Below are 18,126 nucleotides of genomic sequence, written 5' to 3'. Positions count from 1 at the left end.
TCGGCGCGACGCGCCGGGCCTGACCGAGCGGCGCGGCCGGCGAGGTGCGCGTGCCGGGCGGGGATAATCGTCCGCATGCGGGGGCGATTCACGGTGGTCAGGCAGTGGTGCGGGACGCACCGGCGGCTGGTGCGGCGGGTGCTCCTCGTGGCGACCGTCGGCGCGGTGCTGCTGGCCGGCGGGGTGGCGGGCAGCGCGGCGTGGATACGCGGCGGCGCGGACGGCCACGTCTTCACCGAGGCCGACGTGCCGGCGGCACCGGTCGCCCTGGTCCTGGGCACCAAGGTGAGCGCCGACGGCAGCCCGTCGCCGTTTCTCGCCGGCCGGCTGGAGATCGCGCAGCGGCTGTTCGCCGCCGGCAAGGTCCGGGCGATCCTGGTGTCCGGCGACAACATGAACGCCGACTACAACGAGCCCGAGGCGATGCGCCGCTGGCTGGTCGACCGGGGCGTGCCGGCGCGAAAGGTGGTGCTCGACTACGCCGGCTTCGACACGTACGACTCGTGCGCGCGAGCGAAGCGGATCTTCGGGGTGGACCGGGCGACCGTGGTGACCCAGTCGTTCCACCTGCCCCGCGCCGTGTCGCTGTGCCGGCACCTCGGCATCGACGCCAACGGCGTGGGCGACGACACCGCCAAGCGGTACGCCGAACGCTGGTGGATCAGCTCCACCCGCGAGTACGGCGCCTGTGTGAAGGCGGCCGTGGACGTGCTCTCCGGCCGCGACCCGGTGCACCTCGGCCGCCACGAGACCGGCGTCGAGGACGCCCTCCGGGAGAGCTGACCGCGCGGATCGTCAGCGGGTGAGCCGGCGGGCGCACGGCCCGTCGTGGTCGGCCCGGAGCAGGCAGCGCCGGCCGCCGGGCAGCCGCAGGTCACAGAAGACCCGATGGCGTACGCCCTGGTCGTCCTCGGCCGACACGGTGGTCTCCCCCGCGTCGGCCTGGGAGAGCAGGCCGGCCCAGCGGGCGACGACCCGGGCCAGGCGTACCGCGCCGGTCAGGTCCCCGGCGGCGACCGGCAGGTGGATGACGAAGCGCTCCCGCTCGACCATCAGCGGTACCCCTCGATCCGCTGCTGCGCGTGCTCGGACTGCCAGTGCCGCAGCGCGTCCCTGATCCGGGCCGCCTCCTGCCGGCTGTCGCCCAGCGCCCGGTACGCGGCGGCGAGGTCGTCGGCGACCCGGTCCAGAAACTCCCGCACCTCGTCCGGGTCGAGCCCGCGCCGGCCGAGCCCGGTCGGCCGGAACCGCCGCTGCCGCACCTGCCAGGGCAACAGCGGTACATACGTCGAGGAGCGGTAGCAGGTCGCCGGGCCGCGTCGCGGCCGCCCGTTCCGGCGCAGCCCACGGAAGAAGGCATGCATGGTCGCCCCACCTCTCTCGGCCTCAGAACTGGAAGGGGTGGCCGCACCCGCCCGCCGCGCGCGGGCCGACCACCCCGCCCCACCACCGCAGCTCCGATCAGCGGTACGACAGCAGGGCTGGTCAGCAACGGCCACGCATTCGGGCGTTTCCACCCGAGCACGGACTGTGACTGACACTCTAAACATGAGGCCATCGGCACACAAGTACTTATGGCCATAGGGCCGCACCCAATGTTGCCTATAGGGCCATAAGGCTTGTCGCATGTCCATCGATCCGTACTCGCACACCCCGGTGTACGTGCAGCTCGCCGACCTGCTGCGGCAGCGCATCGAGTCCGGCGAGTTGGCGCCAGGCGCCAACGTCGGCAGCGAGTCCCGCCTGGTGCAGGAGTACGGGATCGGGCGGGACGCGGTCCGTATGGGAATCGCGCTGCTCCGCTCAGAGGGATTGGTAACCACCAGCCGAGGGCACGGAACCCGGGTCCGCGAGACCCCGGAGCGGCGGCAGGTCGAGTTGACTCCGGGCGCGACCGTGATCGCCCGGATGCCCAGTGGCAAGGAGCGCAGGTCGTTGCAGCTCGACGAGGGCGTACCGGTGCTGGAGGTCCGCGACCCGCAGGGCAGCGTCGAGGTCCTGGCGGCCGACGAGGTCGAGCTGACCCGCCCGGCATGACGCGCTGGGACGCGGCCGCACAATGCAGGATGACGGCAATCGACTACGAGTGACCGATGCTCCACCGCGCTGGCACGGTCTGCTCGATCCGTTCCCGATCCTCGCCGATTCGGCCACGGACGTGGAGCCAGGCCCATTCGCCCACGCCGTCCATCCGCAACAGCTGGCCGGGGGTCGTGAAGCACCGGATCGGATCCGCCGGGTCGGCCCAGGACGGGTATTCGGGGAGGTTGACCGGCCGGTACGTCCTCTCCACCAGCGCGATCAGCTCGGCCGGTACCTCGGCGGCGTTGTCCCAGTCTCCGGGCGCGAACAGAGGTGGGGACGGTGGAGGGGTACGACATCGCGGTGGCGCTCCACCCGTCCCTCGCCATCCGACGCGACGGCGGTGAGGCTAGCGCCGCGCGACCGCGCCGCGCGACATCCGCTGTCTGCGGCGATATCGTCGGCGACGTGGTGAGGCTGGGCGAGGAGACACTGGTGGCGGTCGGCCGGATGACCGTCGCGGCGACCGAACTGGAGCACGTGCTGGCGGAGATCGGCGCGGCGGCGGCCGGCGCCGGGGCGGAGGCACTCTTTGCGCGGACCGGCGCGCCGCTCGTCGCCGCGCGGGAGGCCGCCCGGTGCGCGCCACCGGCCCACCGGGACGAGTACGTCAACCTGGTCGAGGGCGCCGCCACCCAACTGGCGCTGAGCCAGGCCGCGCTGCGTGCGATGTGGCGGCCCGGCGGCCGGACCGACCCGGCGATGTTCGACGAGATCACCGTACGCCTGCTCCGCTGCCGCGACGCCCTGCACCTGCTCGCCGACTCCGCCGCCGCCCCGGCGTGACCGACTGAGTACGCCGCCTCATGCGGGTCCGGCCGGCATCTGGCCAGGCTGGGGCGTATGACGTCTTCGACCGTTCGCCGGGCGGGACCCGTCGTCGGATTCCTGGTCCTGACCTGGGTGCTCGGACTGCTCGCGTTGGTCTGGTGGATGTTCAGCATCGCGATGCGACAGTGGGCCGACAGCTACTCGGACCCGGTTGGAGAAAGGGCCGCGCCGCAGCATCAGGGAGCCGCGGCGATGCTGGTCCTGGTCCTGGTGGCGGTCGGCGGACCCGCGATCATCGCGCTGGTGGCGTACCGGCTGCGGCTCGTCCGTACCGCCGTCGTCTTCCTGGTCCTGACCCTCGCGCTCCTGCTCCCCGGCCTGCCGGTCGCCGCGTTCGCCTACCGCGACCTGCGCCCGGCACCGCCGCCCCCGGGGCCACCGGGCCACTGCGTGGAACACAGCGGCGGCGACACGCGGTGCCCGGGCGGCTGAGGTCGCCGACCCCGAAGCGTCGGTGTCACATCCCGCGCCCCTGGCGACGTTTCTTCGGGCAGGAGGTGTGCGGGTGGAGAGCTTCGACGAGGTGATCGCCGCCCGGTTGCCGGCGCTGCTGCGCTACGCGGCCGTGCTGACCGGCGATCGGGACCTCGCCCAGGACGTGGTCCAGGACACGCTTATCCGGGCACACGCCCGCTGGGGGCGGATCGCCCGGATGGACCGGCCGGATCTCTACCTGCGCCGGATGGTGCTCACGGAGTACCTGTCGCTACGGCGGCGCGGGGCGCGCCGGGCCGCGCTGGATCAGGCGCGCCGACCGGTCGAGGAGCACGGCCCGGACCACGCCGTCGGTCACGCCGAGCGGGACGACCTGTGGGCCCGGATGGCGACGCTGCCGCCGCAGCAGCGGGCCGTGCTGGTGCTGCGCTACTACGAGGACCTCTCCGACGGCGAGATCGCCGAGGTGCTCAATTGCGCTGTCTCGTCGGTGCGGGTCTACCGGGCGCGTGCCTTCGCCACCCTCCGGCTGGAGTGGGAACTGGAGGAGAGCCGATGAACGCACGACTGACCCGCACGCTCGCCGAGGGCGAGCGGTACACGCCGAACCCGGAGGTGGTCCTGGCCGGGGTACGGGCGGGCATCGTCCGGGCCCGCCGGCGCCGCCGGTACGCCACCGCCGGCCTCGCCGCGTTCACCGTCCTCGCGGTCAGCGGCACGGCGGTGGTGGTCGGACGCTCCGAACTCTCCTCCCCCCGCCCGGCGGGGAGCGCGGCACCGCCGGCCGTGCCGGCGCAGGAGTGCCGTCTGAGCTTCGGCTGGCTGCCGGAGGGCCTGGCCGAGCCCACCCGGAGCTGCGGCCCCCAACGGCAGGCCGTCCTGTATCCAATGGCGGGCGGCCCGTACCTGGCCGTGTCGATCGACCTGTCGGGCTGGCAGGGACCGGCGAAGCTCACGCCGGGATGGAAACAGATCACGGTCAACGGTCGCACCGGCCAGGTCGTGACCCGGCGGACCCGGGCGTTCGTCCGGTTCCCGCTGCCGTCCGGCCGCTGGGTCCGCATCGAGTACGGCGGCGGAAGGGAGGCGCCGGAGCTGGAGACCACGGCCCGGCGGATCGCCGAAAACATCAGCGAGACGCCCGCCGGATCAGTCATCGCTCGGTTCACCCCGACGTACCTTCCGCCGGGTCAGCATCTCGCGTTCGTCGGGCAGCGCCGCGGTGCGGAGACCAACGTCGGTTACCAGGACGGATCGGGCCGGCTCATCGACTCGTCCGGTACTGCCACGACGCAGGACGGCGTCATTGTCGACCAGCTACAGATCGATTCCGGCACCGAGTACCACATCACGTGGTGGCCGGACCTCGGCGGCGACGACCCGACGGCTCGTGGCGAGCGGATCGGGAGCATCCAGGGCCATCCTGCCTACCTGCTCAACGGGGGCACCCTGCTCACCGTCGAGGGGTTCCACGACGGGCGGCTGAGCGTGGTGGTAAACCTGCCGACCGACGAGCGGGGGCGGCCCGGGCCGGCGCCGGCCGGGCTCACGGCCGTGCTGATCCGGATCGCCGAGGGTGTGCGCTGGCTGGGCTGAACACGGCTATCGTCGCCGCATGCCCGACCTGATCGCACCCACCGTCCGGCTGCACGCCGCCTGGCTGGCGGCGCACGACGAATGGGGCACCGGTCTCCACGAGGACGGCTTCGGGCTGCGCCCCTCCGACGAGGTCAGCTCGCCGGCCGGGTTCGCGGCCTGGGTGGCCCGGTTGCTGGACGAGTCGGATCCGGCGAGGCCGCCGGGCCCGGGCCGGGTGCGGTGCACGTACCGGTGGATCGTCGAGGGCGAGCGGGTGCTCGGCGGGATCGCGCTGCGGCACGAGCTCGACGACTTCCTGCTGCGGGTCGGCGGGCACATCGGGTACGGCATCCGGCCGTCCGCGCGCCGACGCGGTCTCGCCACCTGGGCGCTGGGCCGAATGCTCGACGAGGCGCGAGCGCTCGGCCTGGAACGCGTGCTGGTCACCTGCGCGGCGGACAACCTCGCCTCGGCGCGGACGATCGAGCGCAGCGGCGGCGTCCTGGAGGACATCCGGGACACCGAACTCGGCGCGGCCCGGCGCTACTGGATCAAGCTCTAGCCACGCACTGCCCCCACGCTGGGCGACGATCTTGATACATTCGCGCTTCACCTTGGATCGAAAGAGGAATGCATCATGTCCGGCACGGGGGCCGAATCTGACGCGGGATCGACGCCGGAGGGCGTACCGGATCAAGGAGCGGCACCGTTCGGGCCGCAGCCACCGGCGGGCTGGGACGCACTTCCGCCGCCGACCGGCCGCAACCGCGGCTTGGTCATCGCCGTCGCGACGCTGAGCGTGCTGCTGCTGGTGGCCTGCGCCGGCCTGGTCGGCGGCGCCTTCCTGCTGCGTTCGGCGGACACCGCCGGCCCGGCGACCGAGGCGCCGCGACCGCCGGTGACCGGCCACGGCCCGACCGCGAGCGCCGAGCCTGCCGGGAGTCTGGAGCCGGTGCTGCAGGGGCCGCAGGCCAGCGACTACCCGGCGGCCGAGATCTCCGATCTGAACGACGTGTGCGACGGAACCCTCTACTACCCGCAGTCGCCCAGGCGTGCCGGCAAGGCCCCGCACCCGGTGGTGCTGCTCGTCGGGGACGGCCCGGCGGACCATCGCCGCCAGGACAAGACCTACCACTACGACCTGGGCCTGTCGAAGCGGGTGGAACAGACCTGGGCGGCGGAAGACCCCAGGAATGTGCAGCTGGTCGCCTGCCTGGATCGGGTCAGCACCGGTGCGACCATCCGCCGCTGCAAGTACGACGACCCGAAGCCGGAGACGTTGACGCTGTCCAAGGCCGGTTACCGCCTCCGGGTGTACGAGGTGGCGACCGGCCGGAAGCTGCTCGACAAGGCCATGGGCGGCGACGACCAGTCCTGCCCGTACGTGGTCCTGGTCGGTCCCGACAAGAAGATCTACGCCGAGGTCCGCGACCGGACGCTGATCGCCGCGCTGCGCAAGCTCGTGACGGGGTGAGCGGGGCTCAGTAGACGACGCGGTACCAGTGCACCGTCTCGCCGGGAATCGGCGCCAGCCGCACCCTGGTGCCGTGCGGGTGCTCGAACATCCGCACCCCGTCCCCGAGCAGCACCGGGGCGAAGAACATCAGGATCTCGTCGAGCAGGCCGGCTTCGATGCACTGCTTCGCGACGTTTGCGCCGAGGATGTTCACGTACCTGTCGCCGGCCGCCTCCCTGGCCTGCGCGACGGCGCTGTCCAGGTCGCCGACGAAGGTGACGCCCGGGCTCGGCTCGGCCGGCGGCCGGTGGGTCAGTACGAACACCGGCCCCTGGTACCGGCCACCGAACGCACCCTCCTTGTCGGTGCCCCGGTTGGGGTCGTCGCCGCCGAAGGTGCGGTTGCCGACCAGGAGCGCGCCGACGTCGGCCAGCAGGCGCTCCGCCGTCGGGTTCTCGCTCCCGAGATGCTCGGTCAGCCAGGACATGTCGCCACCCGGGCCGGCGATGAAGCCGTCGAGCGACGCCGTCGCCGAGTACAGCAGCTTGGCCATGGTTCTCCCTCCATCGGTGGCCAGTCTGGTGGACCGCCGGTGGTCGGAAAAGGTCCGTCACATCCACCCGGCTGGCTCGTCCTTGCAGCAAACAACCAGGAGGGCTCATGTTCGCCGCTTACGTCACGATCACCATCCTCGCCGCGGTCTTCACCGGCATCGCCGCCGTCACCTACCTGATCGGCCACGACTATCCAAAGGCCCAGGCGGACATGAAGCGCGTGCCACGGTCGTGGGTACCGGTGTTGGGCACGTTGCTGGCGGCGGGCTCTCTGGGGCTGCTGGCCGGGTTCGCGGTGCCACTGCTGGGCACACTCGCCGCCGTCGGCCTCGTGCTGTACTTCGTCGGCGCGCTCTTTGCGCACCTGCGAGTGGGTTCCCGCCAGCTCGTGGGATGGGCCGTGTTCTTCTCGACGGCGGTGGCCGCACTGGCCGTGAATCTCGGCTACCACGGCTGAAGCCGTGGGAGCCGGCCCGCCTGAGCCGCGGGAACGGGCCGGAGTCAGACGTTGAAGCGGAACTCCACCACGTCGCCGTCCTGCATCACGTACTCCTTGCCCTCGATCCGGACCTTGCCGGCGGCCTTCGCCGCGGCCATCGATCCGGCCTCGACCAGGTCGGCGTAGGAGACCACCTCGGCCTTGATGAAGCCGCGCTGGAAGTCGCTGTGGATGACCCCGGCGGCCTCCGGCGCGGTCGCGCCGACCGGGACGGTCCAGGCCCGCGCCTCCTTGGGGCCGGCCGTCAGGTACGTCTGGAGCCCGAGCGTGCGGAAGCCGACCCGGACGAGCTGGTCCAGGCCCGGCTCGGACTGCCCGATCGACTCCAGCAGCTCGCGGGCCTCCTCCTCGGGCAGATCCACCAGCTCGGACTCGATCTTGGCGTCCATGAAGACCGCCTCGGCGGGCGCCACCAGGGCGCGCAGCTCGTCGAGGAACTCGGCGTTGCCCAGCTCGGCCTCGTCGACGTTGAACACGTAGAGGAACGGCTTGGTGGTGAGCAGGTGCAGCTCGCGCAGGTGCTCCAGCTCGATCTTGGCGGCGGCCGCGCCCGAGTACAGGGTGGTGCCGTTGTCCAGGACCTCGACGGCCTTCTTGGCGGCCTCGACGGCGGCGGCCCGGTCCTTGCGGAGCTTGGCCTCCTTCTCCAGCCGGGGCAGCGCCTTCTCCAGGGTCTGGAGGTCGGCCAGGATCAGCTCGGTGTTGATCGTCTCGATGTCGTCGGCCGGGGAGACCTTGCCGTCGACGTGCACCACGTTCGGGTCGGAGAAGGCGCGCACCACCTGGCAGATCGCCGAGGCGTCGCGGATGTTCGCCAGGAACGCGTTGCCCCGGCCCTGCCCCTTGGAGGCGCCCCGGACCAGGCCGGCGATGTCGACGAACGAGACCGGCGCCGGCAGCACCTTCTGCGAGCTGAAGATCTCGGCGAGCGTGGTCAGCCGCTCGTCGGGCAGCCCGACCACGCCGACGTTCGGCTCGATGGTGGCGAACGGGTAGTTCGCGGCGAGCACGTCGTTCTTGGTCAGCGCGTTGAACAGGGTGCTCTTGCCCACATTGGGCAGGCCGACGATGCCGATGGTGAGACTCACGACGAGCCAGCTTACGCGGTTCGCCGCCGGCAGCGGGCAGGCAGGTCCGCCCGGGCCGGGAAAAGGGACGGCGGTCACCGCGTACGCGTTGCTAGCGTGCGCCGGTGACCGACCGACTGCCCGAGCTGTACGTGGCCGTGGACGTGGAGGCGGACGGCCCGATCCCCGGGCCGTACAGCATGATCTCGCTCGGCATGGCCGTGGCGGGCCACCCCGATCTGACCTTCTACACCGAGCTGCGGCCGATCTCCGACGAGTTCGTACCGGCCGCGCTGGCCGTCTCCGGGCTGGACCGGGACCGTCTGCTCCGCGAGGCCCCCACCGCCGAGGAGGCGATGCGGGCCGCCGCGAGGTGGGTGAACGGGCTGCGGAGGATCGGCCGGCCGGTGTTCCTGGCCGCCCCGGCGGTCTGGGACGGCATGTTCGTGCACTGGTACTTCGTCCGGTTCGTCGGGCACAGCCCGTTCGGCGCCACCGGCTCCGGGGTGGACCTGCGCAGTTACTGGATGGGGCTGACCGGCGTGGAGTGGCGGGACACCCGCAAGGGCACGATCAAGCACCAGCTCGGCCTGACCGACCTGCCGCACACCCACCACGCCGGGGAGGACGCGGCCGAGCTGGCCCAGGTCTTCGACGCGGTCCGCCGCCGGCAGGCTCAGGAGGACTGAGCGGTCAGCAGCCGGGGCTCGATCCGGGTCTCCCGGGCGGTGCCGTCCTCGGCCCGGGTCACCTCGTACGCGGCCACGCCCTCGCGGTCGGCCACCGCCTCGACCAGCTCGGTGCCCCGGTAGACCAGCCCGACCCCGTCGTCGGTGCAGTGGCTGGTCGGCAGGGTGCCCTCGGCGACCAGCCGGTGCATCAGCGGCCGGCGCTGCTCCTCGCTGTCGTAGTGCACGCCGTTGCCGTACGGGAGCCAGCCGAGCCCCTCGGTGAACGGCCGCAGCTCCGGCCCGTAGCTGTCGGTGGGGCCGCCGAGGTGCCAGCAGATCGATCCGGCGGAGACACCGCCGAGCACCACGCCGGCCTGCCAGCACTCGTGCAGGATGTCCGGCAGCCCGTGCACCCGCCACACCGCGCAGAGGTTGGCGACGCTGCCGCCGCCGACCCAGATGACGTCCTGGGCGAGCAGGTGCGCCCGGACGTCGTCGACGTTGGGCATCGGGAAGAGGGCCAGGTGGGACGCGCGGAACCGGGTGCCGGCGAACGCGCCGTGGAAGAGGGTCAACGAGGTGGGCTGATCACCGACCGCCTGGTTCAGGTAGCAGATCCTCGGCGCGTCGCCGGCCTGGGCCAGCTCCGCCATCAGCTCGAAGACCGGCCCGGGCTTGACGTCCCACGGGCCGCGGCGGCGGCTGCTGAAGCCCATGCTGGTGGCGACGATGGTCGGTGCGCTGGCGGGCATGGTCTCCCCCTCCGGTCGGCGACGGGTCCCGATCATCATGCCCGGTCGGGCTGGTCCGCCTCGGCAGCGGCGAGCAGGGTCCGCAGCAGGTCGCCGAGACGCTCCTGGTCGGCGGGGGGCAACGCGTCGAGGATCCGGCGCTGCACGGCCAGCCCGGCCTCGACCGACTCCTCGACCACCCGACGGCCCTCGTCGGTGAGGCTGACCCGCAGCGCCCGCCGGTCGGCGGGGTCGGGGGCCCGCCGGACCAGACCGGCCCGCTCCAGCCGGTCGAGCCGGCCGGTCATCCCGCCGGAGGTGAGCATGAGGGCCGCGGCCAGCGCCTTGGGGGCCAGCGTGTACGGCTCGCCGGAGCGCCGCAGCGCGGCGAGCACGTCGAACTCGCCCCGGCCGATCCCCCAGCCGGCGTAGACCCGCTCCTGCCGGTCGCCGACGAGCCGGGCCAGCCGGTAGATGCGCCCGAAGACGGCCATCGGTTCGGGGCGCAGCCCCGCCCGCTCCCGGCGCCACTGCTCGACGATCACGTCCACGTCGTCCGCTGCCACGCAGGAATTGTGCCGCACCTCGCACTTCCCCCTTCGCTCGACACTGATTAGTTTAGCACTAAGCTACTTAGCATCGAGAAAGCGAGGCGACATAGACCGCCGCTGGGCCGACGTTCTGCTCACCGCCGCCGCCCCCGTCACCTGGGGCACCACGTACCTGGTCACCGCCGAGCTGCTGCCCGCCGGCCGGCCGCTCTGGTCCGGGGTGCTCCGGGCGCTGCCGGCCGGGCTGCTGCTGCTCGCCCTGACCCGGCGCCGACCGCACGGCGGCTGGTGGTGGCGGGCGGCGGTCCTCGGCGCGCTCAACATCGGCGCGTTCTTCCCGCTGCTCTTCGTCGCCGCGTACCGGCTGCCCGGCGGCACGGCGGCCGTGCTGGGCGCGGCCCAGCCACTCCTGGTCGCGGCGCTCGGCGCGGCCGTCCTGGGCCAGCGGCCCGGCCGCCGCGCCCTCGTCGCCGCGCTCGCCGCGCCGCTCGGCGTCGCCCTGGTGGTGCTGCGGCCGGGCGCCGGCCTCGACCCGCTCGGCGTCGCCGCCGGGCTCGCCGGCACGGCCGCGATGGCCGCCGGGCTGGTGCTCACCCGCCACTGGGGCCGGCCGCCCGGCGTCGGCACCCTCGCCGCGACGAGCTGGCAGCTGGTCGCCGGTGGCCTGCTGATCGCGCCGGTCGCGGCCGCCGTGGAGGGCGCGCCGCCCGCCCCGGACGGGCCCGCCCTGCTCGGGTACGCCTGGCTCGGGCTGGCCGGCACCGCGCTGGCGTACGCGCTGTGGTTCCGGGGCGCGGCGCTGCTGCCGGTCACCCGGGTGTCGGTGCTCGGCGCGCTCAGCCCGCTGACCGCCGCCATGCTCGGCTGGCTGGTGCTGAACCAGACGCTCAGCCCGGCCCAGCTCGTCGGCTTCACCGTGGCGGTGGGCGCGATGGTGTTCGGCCAACTGCCCGACCGGCCCGCCCCGGCCCGGTCGACGGCGCCGGCGGGGTCAGCCGGCGAGGAGGCGGGGCAGCTCCGCCGCCCCGTCGCCCCAGTCCGGCAGGGCGCCGGGCGGTAGGTCGGCCGCGGCGGCCCGCGGCAGCACCAACCGGTGCGCCGCCGCGGGACCGGCCGCGTACGACCGGTCGAGCAGCCAGCGCACCTCGTCGACCGTCCAGCCCAGCCCGGACCGGCCGGCGATCTCCCGGAGCAGGCGCGCCCCGACCCGGGTGTCGTCGTCGTAGAAGCGCAGGCACCAGTGGTGTGCCCACATGCCGAGCGCGCGCAGCCCGGCCGCGTCGAGCGAGCCGGCGAGCCGGCCGCAGGCGGTCTCGGCGAAGGCGCGCCCCGGGTCGTCGGCCCGGTCCCGCTCGATCGCGCCGTACGCGGCCGGCGCCACCACCCGCATCCGGTCGTAGAAGCCCTGCACCACCGCGCGGTCCAGCCGTATCCGCCCCGATCGCATCAGCGGGCACCCCGCCCGGCCACGCTCGCCATCCCCCGCACCTTTTCTTGAGTTGGTGGCGGGACCGTACCGACCACTACCGACACTTTCCGCGCCGGAATCGATTGCGGCACCAGGGTTTCTCCGGATGCGGCAGGTCAGGGCATCCGGGCGCGCGGAAGCCGCGAGATGCCGCATAGCGCGTTGCGGGGTGTGGCCGCTCCCAGCTCACCCGCCGGCACGGTGACGGCCACCGGGCAGGCCGGCGGAGACCACGCCGGGGCGGCCGCGTACGGCCAGGTCCGAATCCCGCCAGCCGAGGGCTGGACCTGCGAGGCAGTATCGGTGGCGTGGAATTGGACTTCGAGCGGTGCTACCGGGCCGTCGACAGCCGCGACCAGCGGTTCGACGGCTGGTTCTACACCGGCGTGACCTCGACCGGGATCTACTGCCGGCCGTCCTGCCCGGCGGTGACGCCGAAACGGCAGAACGTCCGGTTCTTCCCGTCCGCCGCCGCCGCCCAGGGGGCGGGGCTGCGCGCCTGCCGTCGTTGCCGCCCCGACGCCGCCCCGGGCTCGCCCCAGTGGGACGTCCGGGCGGACGTGGTGGGGCGGGCGATGCGGCTGATCGCGGACGGGGTGGTCGACCGGGACGGGGTGCCGGGGCTGGCGGCCCGGCTCGGCTACACCGAGCGACACCTGCACCGGATGTTGCACGCCGAACTGGGGGCCGGCCCGCTGGCGCTGGCCCGGGCGCAACGCGCGCAGACCGCCCGGATCCTCATCGAGACCACCGGCCTGGGCATGGCCGAGATCGCGTTCGCCGCTGGCTTCGGCAGCGTCCGGCAGTTCAACGACACGGTCCGCGAGGTGTACGGGGCCACCCCGTCCGAGCTGCGGGTCACCCGGGGCGGTCGGCCGGTGCCGAGCGGGGCGGGCACGATCTCGCTGCGGTTGGCGTACCGGCCGCCGTTGCACGCGGCGGCGCTGCTGGACTTCCTCGCCGTCCGGGCGCTGCCCGGCGTGGAGGAGGTGCGCGACGGGACGTACCGGCGGGGGGTCCGGCTGCCGCACGGCGACGGCACCATCGCACTGAGCCCGGCCGACGGGCACGTGGCCGCCACGCTGCGCCTGGCCGACCTGCGCGACCTGGCGCCCGCGGTGGCCCGCTGCCGCCGCCTGCTCGACCTGGACGCCGACCCGCTGGCGATCGACGCCACCCTGGCCGACGACCCCGCGCTGGCGGCGGCGGTCGGCGCCGAGCCCGGCGTCCGCCTCCCGCACGCGGTCGACGGCTTCGAGATGGCCGTCCGCGCGATCACCACCCAGCAGATCTCCCTGGCCTCCGCCCGCACCACCCTCACCCACCTCCTCACCACCGCGGCCACCCGACCCGACGAAGTCGATCATGAGGTTGACGGCGAAGTCGATCTCCAAAACGGCGGCCAACCTCATGATCGACAAGAGCACCGCGCGTTTCCGAGCGCGGAGGAGGTCGCGGGGGCGCCGGACTCGGCGTTCCGGATGCCGGTGGCGCGGCGGGAGACGGTGCGGGCGGTGGCCCGGGCCGTCGCCGAGGGGGAACTGGACCTGGAACCGGGTGGCGACCGGGAGGAGACGGTCCGGCGGCTCGTCGCGCTGCCCGGGATCGGACCGTGGACCGCCGGTTACGTCGCGATGCGGGCACTCGGCGACCCCGACGTCCTCCTCCCCACCGACCTGGGCGTACGCCGGGGCGCGACCGCGCTCGGCCTGGCGTGCGACCCGAAGACCCTGAACGCGTATGCGGACCGCTGGCGCCCCTGGCGGTCGTACGCGGTGATCCGACTCTGGAGAGCGGCATGACCACACTGGACAGCACCCTCGTCGACACCCCCGCCGGCCCGCTGAGCGTCCTCGCCGGGCCCACCGGGGCGGTACGCGCCGCCGGCTTCACCGCCGACCCGGCGACCCTGGTGCCGCTGATGCACCCGAGCCTCCGCGGTGACCTGCGGGAACGCGCCGAGCTCGGCCCGGTGACCGCCGCCGTCCGGGCGTACCTGGCCGGCGACCTGGCCGCGATCGACGCGGTCGAGGTGGAACAGCACACCGACGGGGCGTTCCTGGCGCACGCCTGGCGAGTGCTGCGCGATGTCAAGCCGGGCGAGCCGGTGACGTACACCGGGTTCGCCGGGCTGGCCGGACGGCCCGCCGCGGTACGCGCCGCCGCGGCGGCCTGCGCCCGCAACGCCGCCGCCCTCTTCGTCCCCTGCCACCGGGTGCTGCGCACCGACGGCACGCTCGGCGGCTACCGGTGGGGGCTGGACGTGAAGAAATGGCTTCTCGGGCATGAGGGACGCCTGACGGCAAGCTGACAGCGGTGGCGTCACCCCCTGCCGCTACCGTCGGCTAGTGCCTGCGCAGAGCGACGGCAACCCAGCGGTGCGTCACGACGCCCGCTCGCGCCCGCTGCGCAACCTCTGGCGGCTGCGTCCCTACCTGCGCCCGTACGCGATCGAGTTCGCCTGGCTGCTGCTCGCCGCCCTGGCCGCCACGGCGGCGAGCCTGGCCGTGCCGCTCGTGGTGCAGCGGGTGGTGGACGGGCCGGTGGCCCGGCACGACGCGGCCGGGCTGCTCCGGCTCGGCGCCCTCGCCCTCCTGCTCGGCCTGGCCGAAGCGGTGCTGATCTTCATCCGTCGGTGGACCCAGTCCTCCTCCTCGGTCGGCATGGAGGCGGCCATCCGGGCCGACGTCTACGCCCACCTGCAACGCCTCCCGCCCGCGTGCCACGACCGCTGGCAGTCCGGCCAGCTCCTCTCCCGGATCACCAGCGACCTGTCGGTGATCCGCCGGTTCCTCTCCTTCGGCCTGCTCTTCCTGGTGCTCAACCTCGTCACCTACGCCGCCGTGGTGGTGCTGCTGATCCGGCTGCACCCGTGGCTCGGCCTGCTGGTGGCGGCCAGCGCGGTGCCGCTGTTCCTGATCAGCCGGCGGTTCGCCCGCCACTACCACGCGACCTCGCGCCGGATGCAGGACCAGCAGGGCGACGTGGCCACCCTGGTGGAGGAGACCGCGCTGGGGCTGCGGACCATGCGGGCGTACGGGCGCGGGCCCGAGCTGACCGCCCGGTTCGGCACCGGCGCCCGGGCGCTGCACGACATCGGGATCGCCAAGGCACGGCTGCTGGCCCGCACGTCGGCGCTGTTCGACCTGGTACCCAACCTGACCCTCGGGGTGGTGCTGGTGGCCGGCGCGGCGGCGGTCGCCCGGGGCGTGCTCACCATCGGTGAGCTGGTCGCCTTCGTGAGTCTCCAGCTCATGTTGATCTGGCCGGTGCAGTCGCTGGGCTGGATCATCGCCAACGGGCAGGAGGCGGCGACCGCCGCCGACCGGATCCAGGAGGTGCTGGACACCCCGCCGAGCATCGTGGACGCGCCGCACGCCCGGACGCTGGACCGCGGCCAGGTCCGGGGCCGGCTGCGCTTCGAGCGGGTCACCTTCCGCTATCCGGGGACCGGCCGACCGGTGCTGCGCGAAATCGACCTGACCGTCGAACCGGGCGAGACGCTGGCCCTGGTCGGCGCGACCGGCTGCGGCAAGAGCACGCTGCTCTCGTTGGTCCCCCGGCTGCACGAGGTGACCGCCGGCCGGATCACCCTGGACGGGCACGACCTGCGCGACCTGCGGCTCGGCTCGCTGCGCCGACTGGTCGGGGTGGCGTTCGAGGAGCCGACCCTGTTCTCCATGTCGGTCTGGGAGAACCTCACCCTCGGCCGGCCGGACGCCGGTGAGGACGAGGTACGCGGCGCGCTCGCGCTGGCCCAGGCGGACTTCGCGTACCAGCTGCCGTGGGGGCTGGCCACCCGGGTCGGCGAGCAGGGGCTCTCGCTCTCCGGCGGGCAGCGGCAGCGGCTGGCGCTGGCCCGGGCGGTGCTCGGCCGGCCCGCCCTGCTCGTCCTCGACGACCCGCTGTCCGCGCTCGACGTGCACACCGAGGCGCTGGTCGAGGCCGCGCTGCGGCGGGTGCTGCGGGACACCACCGCCCTGCTGGTGGTGCACCGGCCGTCCACGGTGGCGCTCGCCGACCGGGTCGCCCTGCTCGACGGCGGGCGGATCGTCGCCGTCGGCACCCACTCGGAACTGCTGGCGAGGGTGCCGGCGTACCGGGCGGTGCTCTCCGCCGAGCCAGAGCGGCAGCCCGACGGCGCCGGCCTGGTGCGCTCGTGACCGACGCGCCGGGTGGACCGCCCCGGGTCCCCCGGCCGCGCCGGCCCCCGGGCGGCGACGCCGTCGACCTGTCCCGCTGGCGGGGGCGGGCCACCGACCCGGACGCCGACCGCAGCCGGGCCGAGGACACCACGCCGGAGGCGGTGGCCCGGCTCCGCGTCCGCAGCCGGGCGCTGCTCGGCCGGCTGCTGCGCCCGCACCGGGGACGGCTCAGGCTGGCGGTGGCCCTGCTGCTGGTCCAGAACGCCGCCGCGATGGCCGGTCCGTACCTGGTCATGCTCGGCATCGACCGGGGCATCGGCCCGTTGCGGGCCGGCGACCCCGGCCCGCTGATCGCCGTCGCCGCCGCCTTCGCCGTGGCCACCGGCACCGAGTACGCCGCCCGCCGCGGCTTCCTCTCCCTCGCCGCCCGGATCGGCCAGGCCGTCCTGCTCGACCTCCGCCGCCGGGTGTACGCCCACTTCCTCCGCCTCGATGTCGGCTTCCACGAGCGCTACACCTCGGGCCGGATGGTGTCCCGGCTGACCAGCGACCTGGACTCGATCGCCGAACTGGTCGACGGCGGGATCGACAAGCTGGTGATGGCGGCGCTGTCGGTGCTCTCGGTGGCGGGCATCCTGCTCTGGCTGGACCCGCCGCTGGCCGCCGTCACCCTGCTCGCCTTCCCGTTCCTGCTTCTGCTGTCCCGCTGGTTCGCCCGCGCGTCCGCCGGGGCGTACCGCCGGACCCGGGAGACCGTGGCGCTGGTCATCGTCCACTTCGTCGAGTCGTTGCGCGGCATCCGGGCGGTGCAGGCGTACCGCCGGGAGTCGCGCAACCAGCGCATCTTCGCGGCGGTGAACGACGACTACCGGCAGGCCAGCCTGGCCGCGTTCCGGCTGATCGCGGTCTACTCGCCGGGCATCCGGCTGATCGGCAACCTGACCGCCGCGCTGGTGCTCGGCTACGGCGGCGCCCGGGTGCTGGGCGGCCGGACGGAGGTCGGCGTGCTCGCCGCCTTCCTGCTCTACCTGCGCCGCTTCTTCGAGCCGATGGAGGAGCTCAGCCAGTTCTACAACGCCCTCCAGTCGGCCACCGCGGCGCTGGAGAAGCTAACCGGGGTGCTCGACGAGCGGCCGGGGGTGGCCGAGCCGGACCGGCCGGTACGGCTCCCCACCGGCGCGCCCCAGGGCACGGTGGCCTTCCGGTCGGTCACCTTCGGCTACCGGCCGGACGCGCCGATCCTGTCCGGGCTGGAGCTGACCGTGCCGGCCGGGCAGACCGTCGCGCTGATCGGGCCGACCGGCGCCGGCAAGTCGACCGTCGCCAAGCTGCTCGCCCGGTTCCATGACCCGGCCGGCGGCACGGTCAGCCTCGACGGGGTGGACCTGCGGGACCTGGCCGACGCCGAGCTGCGCCGAGCGGTCGTGCTGGTGACCCAGGAGAACCACCTGTTCAGCGGCTCGGTCGCGGAGAACATCCGGTTCGGCCGGCCGGACGCCGACGACGCGGCGGTGGAGGCCGCCGCCCGGGCGATCGGCGCGCACGACTTCATCGCGGCGCTCCCCGAGGGGTACGCCACCGACGTGCACCGCCGGGGTGGCCGGCTCTCGGCCGGGCAGCGCCAGCTCGTCGCATTCGCCCGGGCGTTCCTCGCCGACCCGCGCGTGCTGATCCTGGACGAGGCCACCTCGTCGCTGGACGTGCCGACCGAGCGCCTGGTGCAGCGGGCGCTGCGCAGCGTACTGCGGGACCGCACCGCGCTGGTCATCGCGCACCGGCTCTCCACCGTGGAGACCGCCGACCGGGTGCTGGTGCTGGACGGCGGTCGGATCGTCGAGGACGGGTCGCCGGCCGAGCTGGCCGCCGCCGGTGGCCGGTACGCCGCCCTGCACCGCCAGTGGCGGGACTCGCTGATCTGACGGGCGCGGGACCACGGCGCGGCCGGCGCGGCGGCTAGACTTCCCGATCGTCGATCGGCTCCGTCCCCGGCCCTGCCCGGGGCGCCCCGACCCGAGACGTCGACCGGGCCGATCGGCATCGCCGACACGGGAGGTTCGC

22 protein-coding genes are annotated in these 18,126 nt (G+C 73.9%); 15 read left to right on the top strand and 7 right to left on the bottom strand.

Going from position 1 to position 18,126, the window contains the following annotated elements; all coding sequences use genetic code 11:
• The first annotated feature begins 75 nt into the window (after positions 1 to 75).
• On the top strand, positions 76 to 783 hold the full coding sequence (locus ACZ6S5_RS26550; RefSeq protein ID WP_466004691.1) for a SanA/YdcF family protein: 708 nt from the start codon (positions 76 to 78) through the stop codon (positions 781 to 783).
• Between the two features lie 12 nt (positions 784 to 795).
• Here the strand turns inward: ACZ6S5_RS26550 and ACZ6S5_RS26545 are convergent, their stop codons facing one another.
• Positions 796 to 1,053, bottom strand: a complete 258-nt coding sequence (locus ACZ6S5_RS26545; protein ID WP_466004689.1) for a hypothetical protein — start codon at positions 1,051 to 1,053, stop codon at positions 796 to 798.
• Entirely contained in the window at positions 1,053 to 1,364 is a 312-nt protein-coding gene (locus ACZ6S5_RS26540; RefSeq protein WP_466004687.1) for a DivIVA domain-containing protein, read from the bottom strand. Before ACZ6S5_RS26540 ends, ACZ6S5_RS26545 begins: the two co-directional genes overlap by 1 nt.
• 262 nt (positions 1,365 to 1,626) lie before the next feature.
• Here ACZ6S5_RS26540 and ACZ6S5_RS26535 point away from each other — a divergent pair, with 262 nt between their 5' ends.
• The 7 genes from ACZ6S5_RS26535 to ACZ6S5_RS26505 all read left to right on the top strand — a co-directional run bounded on the left by ACZ6S5_RS26535 (position 1,627) and on the right by ACZ6S5_RS26505 (position 6,400).
• Positions 1,627 to 2,037, top strand: a complete 411-nt coding sequence (locus ACZ6S5_RS26535; protein ID WP_466004685.1) for a GntR family transcriptional regulator — start codon at positions 1,627 to 1,629, stop codon at positions 2,035 to 2,037.
• Between the two features lie 453 nt (positions 2,038 to 2,490).
• Positions 2,491 to 2,868 (top strand): hypothetical protein, encoded by a 378-nt coding sequence (locus tag ACZ6S5_RS26530; RefSeq protein ID WP_466004683.1) that lies wholly within the window; start codon positions 2,491 to 2,493, stop codon positions 2,866 to 2,868.
• Between the two features lie 57 nt (positions 2,869 to 2,925).
• On the top strand, positions 2,926 to 3,345 hold the full coding sequence (locus tag ACZ6S5_RS26525; protein ID WP_466004682.1) for a DUF6234 family protein: 420 nt from the start codon (positions 2,926 to 2,928) through the stop codon (positions 3,343 to 3,345).
• Positions 3,346 to 3,418: 73 nt separating this feature from the next.
• On the top strand, positions 3,419 to 3,907 hold the full coding sequence (locus ACZ6S5_RS26520) for a SigE family RNA polymerase sigma factor (protein WP_466004680.1): 489 nt from the start codon (positions 3,419 to 3,421) through the stop codon (positions 3,905 to 3,907).
• On the top strand, positions 3,904 to 4,944 hold the full coding sequence (locus ACZ6S5_RS26515) for a hypothetical protein (RefSeq protein WP_466004679.1): 1,041 nt from the start codon (positions 3,904 to 3,906) through the stop codon (positions 4,942 to 4,944). The genes ACZ6S5_RS26520 and ACZ6S5_RS26515 overlap by 4 nt, the downstream gene beginning before the upstream one ends.
• Positions 4,945 to 4,963: 19 nt before the next feature.
• Positions 4,964 to 5,488: a GNAT family N-acetyltransferase gene (locus tag ACZ6S5_RS26510; RefSeq protein ID WP_466004677.1), complete on the top strand. Its 525-nt coding sequence runs from the start codon at positions 4,964 to 4,966 to the stop codon at positions 5,486 to 5,488.
• Positions 5,489 to 5,698: 210 nt separating this feature from the next.
• Positions 5,699 to 6,400: a hypothetical protein gene (locus ACZ6S5_RS26505; protein WP_466004675.1), complete on the top strand. Its 702-nt coding sequence runs from the start codon at positions 5,699 to 5,701 to the stop codon at positions 6,398 to 6,400.
• Positions 6,401 to 6,407: 7 nt separating this feature from the next.
• On the opposite strand, the gene ACZ6S5_RS26500 is transcribed toward ACZ6S5_RS26505, so the two are convergent.
• The gene (locus ACZ6S5_RS26500) at positions 6,408 to 6,935 is read right to left on the bottom strand and encodes a dihydrofolate reductase family protein (RefSeq protein WP_466004673.1); all 528 of its coding nucleotides are present in this window, start codon (positions 6,933 to 6,935) and stop codon (positions 6,408 to 6,410) included.
• A 107-nt stretch (positions 6,936 to 7,042) separates the two neighbouring features.
• Here ACZ6S5_RS26500 and ACZ6S5_RS26495 point away from each other — a divergent pair, with 107 nt between their 5' ends.
• Positions 7,043 to 7,393, top strand: a complete 351-nt coding sequence (locus tag ACZ6S5_RS26495) for a DoxX family protein (protein ID WP_466004671.1) — start codon at positions 7,043 to 7,045, stop codon at positions 7,391 to 7,393.
• Between the two features lie 44 nt (positions 7,394 to 7,437).
• On the opposite strand, the gene ychF is transcribed toward ACZ6S5_RS26495, so the two are convergent.
• Positions 7,438 to 8,523, bottom strand: coding sequence for a redox-regulated ATPase YchF (gene ychF / locus ACZ6S5_RS26490; protein ID WP_466004669.1), 1,086 nt, complete (start codon positions 8,521 to 8,523; stop codon positions 7,438 to 7,440).
• A 104-nt stretch (positions 8,524 to 8,627) separates the two neighbouring features.
• Between ychF and ACZ6S5_RS26485 the strand changes: the two genes are divergently transcribed.
• Complete coding sequence (locus ACZ6S5_RS26485) at positions 8,628 to 9,191, top strand: exonuclease (RefSeq protein ID WP_466004667.1); 564 nt, start codon at positions 8,628 to 8,630, stop codon at positions 9,189 to 9,191.
• Here ACZ6S5_RS26485 and ACZ6S5_RS26480 read toward each other — a convergent pair.
• A complete protein-coding gene (locus ACZ6S5_RS26480; RefSeq protein WP_466004665.1) occupies positions 9,179 to 9,925 on the bottom strand; it encodes a Type 1 glutamine amidotransferase-like domain-containing protein in 747 nt (248 codons plus the stop codon). The two genes, ACZ6S5_RS26485 and ACZ6S5_RS26480, sit on opposite strands and share 13 nt — an antisense overlap.
• A 35-nt stretch (positions 9,926 to 9,960) precedes the next feature.
• On the bottom strand, positions 9,961 to 10,470 hold the full coding sequence (locus tag ACZ6S5_RS26475) for a MarR family winged helix-turn-helix transcriptional regulator (RefSeq protein WP_466004663.1): 510 nt from the start codon (positions 10,468 to 10,470) through the stop codon (positions 9,961 to 9,963).
• Positions 10,471 to 10,477: 7 nt separating this feature from the next.
• Here ACZ6S5_RS26475 and ACZ6S5_RS26470 point away from each other — a divergent pair, with 7 nt between their 5' ends.
• Complete coding sequence (locus ACZ6S5_RS26470) at positions 10,478 to 11,515, top strand: EamA family transporter (RefSeq protein ID WP_466004662.1); 1,038 nt, start codon at positions 10,478 to 10,480, stop codon at positions 11,513 to 11,515.
• On the opposite strand, the gene ACZ6S5_RS26465 is transcribed toward ACZ6S5_RS26470, so the two are convergent.
• Positions 11,447 to 11,902, bottom strand: a complete 456-nt coding sequence (locus ACZ6S5_RS26465; protein WP_466004660.1) for a hypothetical protein — start codon at positions 11,900 to 11,902, stop codon at positions 11,447 to 11,449. The genes ACZ6S5_RS26470 and ACZ6S5_RS26465 overlap by 69 nt on opposite strands.
• Before the next feature lie 329 nt (positions 11,903 to 12,231).
• Between ACZ6S5_RS26465 and ACZ6S5_RS26460 the strand changes: the two genes are divergently transcribed.
• The 4 genes from ACZ6S5_RS26460 to ACZ6S5_RS26445 are packed head-to-tail and all read left to right on the top strand — an operon-like array spanning position 12,232 to position 17,987.
• On the top strand, positions 12,232 to 13,725 hold the full coding sequence (locus ACZ6S5_RS26460; protein WP_466004658.1) for a DNA-3-methyladenine glycosylase 2 family protein: 1,494 nt from the start codon (positions 12,232 to 12,234) through the stop codon (positions 13,723 to 13,725).
• A complete protein-coding gene (locus tag ACZ6S5_RS26455) occupies positions 13,722 to 14,234 on the top strand; it encodes a methylated-DNA--[protein]-cysteine S-methyltransferase (protein ID WP_466004656.1) in 513 nt (170 codons plus the stop codon). The genes ACZ6S5_RS26460 and ACZ6S5_RS26455 overlap by 4 nt, the downstream gene beginning before the upstream one ends.
• Before the next feature lie 37 nt (positions 14,235 to 14,271).
• On the top strand, positions 14,272 to 16,086 hold the full coding sequence (locus ACZ6S5_RS26450) for an ABC transporter ATP-binding protein (RefSeq protein ID WP_466004654.1): 1,815 nt from the start codon (positions 14,272 to 14,274) through the stop codon (positions 16,084 to 16,086).
• Complete coding sequence (locus ACZ6S5_RS26445; protein WP_466004652.1) at positions 16,083 to 17,987, top strand: ABC transporter ATP-binding protein; 1,905 nt, start codon at positions 16,083 to 16,085, stop codon at positions 17,985 to 17,987. The genes ACZ6S5_RS26450 and ACZ6S5_RS26445 overlap by 4 nt, the downstream gene beginning before the upstream one ends.
• Positions 17,988 to 18,126: the final 139 nt, after the last annotated feature.

The sequence above is a fragment of the Micromonospora sp. NPDC051924 genome (assembly GCF_055586005.1).
This window is presented reverse-complemented; position numbering and strand designations above follow the sequence as displayed.